Annotated in this window: 5 protein-coding genes; 2 read left to right on the top strand and 3 right to left on the bottom strand. The window is 60.8% G+C overall.

What is annotated here, in order from left to right; all coding sequences use genetic code 11:
• Positions 1-171: 171 nt before the first annotated feature.
• Positions 172-1,029: a glycine-rich domain-containing protein gene (locus AC1D1P_RS17225; protein WP_477673812.1), complete on the bottom strand. Its 858-nt coding sequence runs from the start codon at positions 1,027-1,029 to the stop codon at positions 172-174.
• Positions 1,029-2,093, bottom strand: coding sequence for a UDP-N-acetylmuramate dehydrogenase (gene murB / locus AC1D1P_RS17230; RefSeq protein WP_477673813.1), 1,065 nt, complete (start codon positions 2,091-2,093; stop codon positions 1,029-1,031). Before murB ends, AC1D1P_RS17225 begins: the two co-directional genes overlap by 1 nt.
• 45 nt (positions 2,094-2,138) lie before the next feature.
• On the opposite strand from murB, the gene AC1D1P_RS17235 reads away from it, so the two are divergent.
• Positions 2,139-2,624 carry a YajQ family cyclic di-GMP-binding protein gene (locus tag AC1D1P_RS17235; protein WP_477668081.1) on the top strand — a complete coding sequence of 162 codons (486 nt, stop codon included), beginning with the start codon at positions 2,139-2,141 and terminating at the stop codon, positions 2,622-2,624.
• Between the two features lie 7 nt (positions 2,625-2,631).
• Positions 2,632-3,309: a retropepsin-like aspartic protease family protein gene (locus AC1D1P_RS17240; protein ID WP_477668082.1), complete on the top strand. Its 678-nt coding sequence runs from the start codon at positions 2,632-2,634 to the stop codon at positions 3,307-3,309.
• Positions 3,310-3,335: 26 nt separating this feature from the next.
• On the opposite strand, the gene AC1D1P_RS17245 is transcribed toward AC1D1P_RS17240, so the two are convergent.
• On the bottom strand, positions 3,336-3,783 hold a 448-nt coding region (locus AC1D1P_RS17245), incomplete at its 5' end, for a glycerol-3-phosphate acyltransferase (RefSeq protein ID WP_477673814.1).

Here is a 3,783-nt window from a genome sequence, read left to right on the forward strand (position 1 = left end):
GCGCTCATAAGCCTAAAAAGCTGCGCTGAAGGCTCCAAAACCCTCATTTTCTGTATCAAAAGTGCTCGAAGCCCCCGTCTAACAGGCGCGAGCAGCTATTAAAAACATAGCAAACATCAAAAAGCCGCCTTCGGGCGGCTTTTTCGTTGGCTTTTCGTCCCTCGGCACGCACTAGTCGCCACCCCCGCCGCAACCTCCGCCGCATCCACCACCGTCGCTACCACCATCACTGCCTGCGTCACTGGAGTTACTGCTACTGTTGTCGGAGCCACCAAACCCATCCGCATCGCCGCTGTAGCTACCGTCGGAAAAGCTTTCGCCGCAATAAGCGCCTGCTGAGCCGCCTGTTCCGTCGTCACGCTGAGGCTGGCTGCAGTCGGGCAGGTAATGAAAGCCGTTGGGGATCGCCAGCTTTGCATCCAGGGCAAAGAGCAGCGGCAGGCGGCTGGGGGAGCGCGGCTTGATGGCCTCGTCACGACAGGCCCAGTACCAGGCGCGCCGCAGGCCGTCGTTGCTGGAAGCGCGGCGGCCCAGCACTTCAGCCGGTACATGGTCCATGAAACGGCCCAGCACGAGGTCGCACCACTCGCGGTAGGCGCGCGTGTGCAGGATGAATTCGTGCCACATGCTGTCGACCACGCGTGAGGGCATGGCCACAAACTTGCCCTTGCTGCGCACGCAGGCCAGAAAAAACTGTCGAAGCCCGCGCTCGACCAGCTCGGTGTCTTTGGCGCTCAGGTGCGGATAGGTGTCACGCAGCTTGCGCTTGAGGAACTGCGGCAGCGGCGCCTCGCGCACCAGGCGCTCGCGTTCGCGGCCTGCCCACACGGCCAGCACCACCATGGCCGCGACCAGCCCGAATATTCCGGTTGCCAGCCCCGTCGGTTTGCGCCATCCGGCCTCGCCGACCATCATCAGCACCACCCAGAGGACGGTCAGCACGATCGCAAGCTGCCGCGCATGGCGCAGCACCAAGCGGCGCCAAAGCGCGATATCGGGCCCGGTGTAGACCTTTGCGGCGGTCGCCATCAGACCACCACCGGTTCAGGCTCCAGCAGGATGCCAAAGCGTTCGTACACACTGGTCTGGATGGCCTTGGCCAGCGTCATGACCTCGCCGCCCGTGACCGGGTCGGCTGTGCCGCCGCGGTTGACCAGCACGAGTGCCTGTTTTTCATAGACACCGGCATTGCCGATGGTCTTGCCCTTCCAGCCGCAGGCGTCAATGAGCCATCCGGCGGCCAGTTTGACCGTGCCATCGGCGAGGTGGTAGTGAACGATTTTGGGCTCCCGCTGGATGATGTCGGCGCACTGCTCGGGCGAAACGGTCGGGTTCTTGAAAAAGCTGCCGGCGTTGCCAATGACCTGCGGATCAGGCAGCTTGGCTTTGCGAATCTCGCAGATCCAGTCGTAAATTTGCTGTGCGTCGGGCGCCTGGATGCCGGACTGCGCCATTTTTTTATCGATGTCGGCATAGCCCAGCACCGGTTTCCACGCCTTGGGAAGGGAAAAGCGCACCCGCGTGATGAACGCCTTGCCTTCCAGCCCAAAACCATGGGCGGCCGACTCCGGTGCCGAACTGCTGTGCTTGAACACCGAATCACGGTAGCCAAACGCGCATTGCGCGGCATTCAGGGTAAATGGCTGGCCTGTCGTCAAGTCGATGGCGTCGAGCGACTCAAAGCGGTCTTGCAGCTCCACGCCATAGGCGCCGATGTTCTGTACTGGTGATGCACCGACCGTTCCGGGAATTAATGCCAGGTTTTCCAGGCCCGGGTAGCCGTTTTGCAGCGTCCAGGTGACAAGGTCGTGCCAGTTTTCACCGGCGCCGGCCTCGATGATCCAGGCCTTCGCGTCTTCCCTGAGCAACCGTTTACCCATGATTTCGACCTYGAGCACCAGCGGCTTGACGTCTCCGGTCAGCACGATATTGCTTCCGCCGCCCAGCACAAACTTGGGGGAGGCCTTCAGGGCCGGGTCCTGCAAAGACGCGGCAATATCGGCCTCCTTTGTCACCCGCACCAGGCTGAGTGCCTTGGCGACGATACCAAAGGTGTTGGAATGCTGGAGTGGAACGTTTTTCTCGACTAACATCCGGGTGATTGTCTCACCCCAACCCCCGTAAAAAAGACTTGCACCATGCCCTCTTTCGACACCGTTCTTGAAGCCGATCTGGTCAAGGTCAAAAACGCCGTGGAAAACACCGGCAAGGAAGTCGGCAATCGCTTTGACTTCAAGGGCACCTCGGCCTCCATCGAGCTGAAGGACAAGGACATCATCCTCGTCGGCGACGGCGACTTCCAGATCGACCAGATCAATGACATCCTGCGCTCCAAGCTCGCCAAGGCAGGCGTTGACGTACGCTTTCTGGACACCGGCAAGATTGAGAAAATCGGCGGCGACAAGGTCAAGCAGACCAACAAGGTCCGCAATGGCATCGACACCGAAACCGCCAAGAAGATCCAGGCCGCCATCAAGGCCAGCAAACTCAAGGTGCAGGCCGCCATCCAGGAAGAAAAAGTCCGCGTCACGGGCGCCAAGCGCGACGACCTGCAGGCCGCCATGGCGCTGATCCTGTCCGAGATGAAGGACTTTCCGCTTACTTTTGACAACCGCCGCGACTAGGTCTGCCATGAACCTTCTGCCTGCCCTCACCCAAGCAGCATTTTTGCTGTCCGCGTCTTTGCTGCTGCACGGCGCCGCACAGGCGCAGAGCGAAGGTCAATCCGTGGCGCTGGCCGGCATGATGGGCACCAAGGCCCTGCTGGTGGTCAACGGCGGTTCACCCAAGAGCGTCGCGCCCGGTGAAACACACCAGGGCGTAAAGATTATTTCCACCACCAGCGATCAGGCTGTCATCGAGCAGTCCGGCAAGCGGCACACACTGCGGGTGGGCGATGCGCCGGTGAACTCGGGCGGTAGCACTGCCTCAGCCGGTCGGGGCACGCGCATCACCATCACTGAAAGCGGCGGCGGTCATTTCATGACGGCCGGGCAGATCAACGGAAAGGCCGTGCAGTTCATGGTTGACACCGGTGCGACCAGCATTGCCATGAGCGCGTCGGATGCGGAGCGCTCTGGCATTAACTACAAAGACGGGCAGCCTGTGCGCATGTCCACAGCCAACGGCACCACGCAAGGCTACCGGGTCAAGCTCAACTCGGTACGTGTGGGTGACGTGGAGGTCTTTGACGTGGATGCCGTCGTCATACCGCAACCGATGCCTTTTCTGCTGCTGGGCAACAGTTTTTTATCGCGTTTTCAGATGAAGCGCGACAACAACCTCATGACGCTGGACAAGCGTTATTAGCCCTTCGCGGTGCGTTGCCGGCCGGGCTATTTGGTGGCCTGTTTTGAACCACCCAGCTTCGACTCGGTTCCCTTGATCAGCTTGTTGATGTTCTCGCGGTGGCGATAGATCAGGAGCGCACTGACAACGACCATCATGGCCAGCAGGTTCTTGTCGACATACCAGGCGGCCCGGTCGCCAAACAGGTAATACAGCGGCGAAAAAACGGCCGCCACCAGTGATGCCAGTGAGGAATAGCGCGAAAAGAAGGCGACGATCACCCAGGTTGCCAGCGTGGCAACACCCAACACCCAGCTGACGCCCAGCAGCACGCCCGCCGCCGTCGCGACACCCTTGCCGCCCTTGAACTGAAAAAACACCGGATAGAGGTGCCCCAGGAAAGCCGCCAGCCCGACGGCAGCCATTGTTCCTTCGCCGAGGCCATAGTCACCGCCAAACCACTTGACAAGCACCACAGGCACCCAACCCTTGAGG

The organism is Polaromonas sp. P1_E1_2 (genome assembly GCF_056406035.1).

What these genes read in the sequence shown, in the direction of transcription:
- AC1D1P_RS17235 (WP_477668081.1), top strand. Translation starts at nt 2,139, where the DNA reads ATGCCCTCTTTCGACACCGTTCTTGAAGCCGATCTGGTCAAGGTCAAA.
- AC1D1P_RS17240 (WP_477668082.1), top strand. Translation starts at nt 2,632, where the DNA reads ATGAACCTTCTGCCTGCCCTCACCCAAGCAGCATTTTTGCTGTCCGCG.
- AC1D1P_RS17225 (WP_477673812.1), bottom strand. Translation starts at nt 1,029, where the DNA reads ATGGCGACCGCCGCAAAGGTCTACACCGGGCCCGATATCGCGCTTTGG.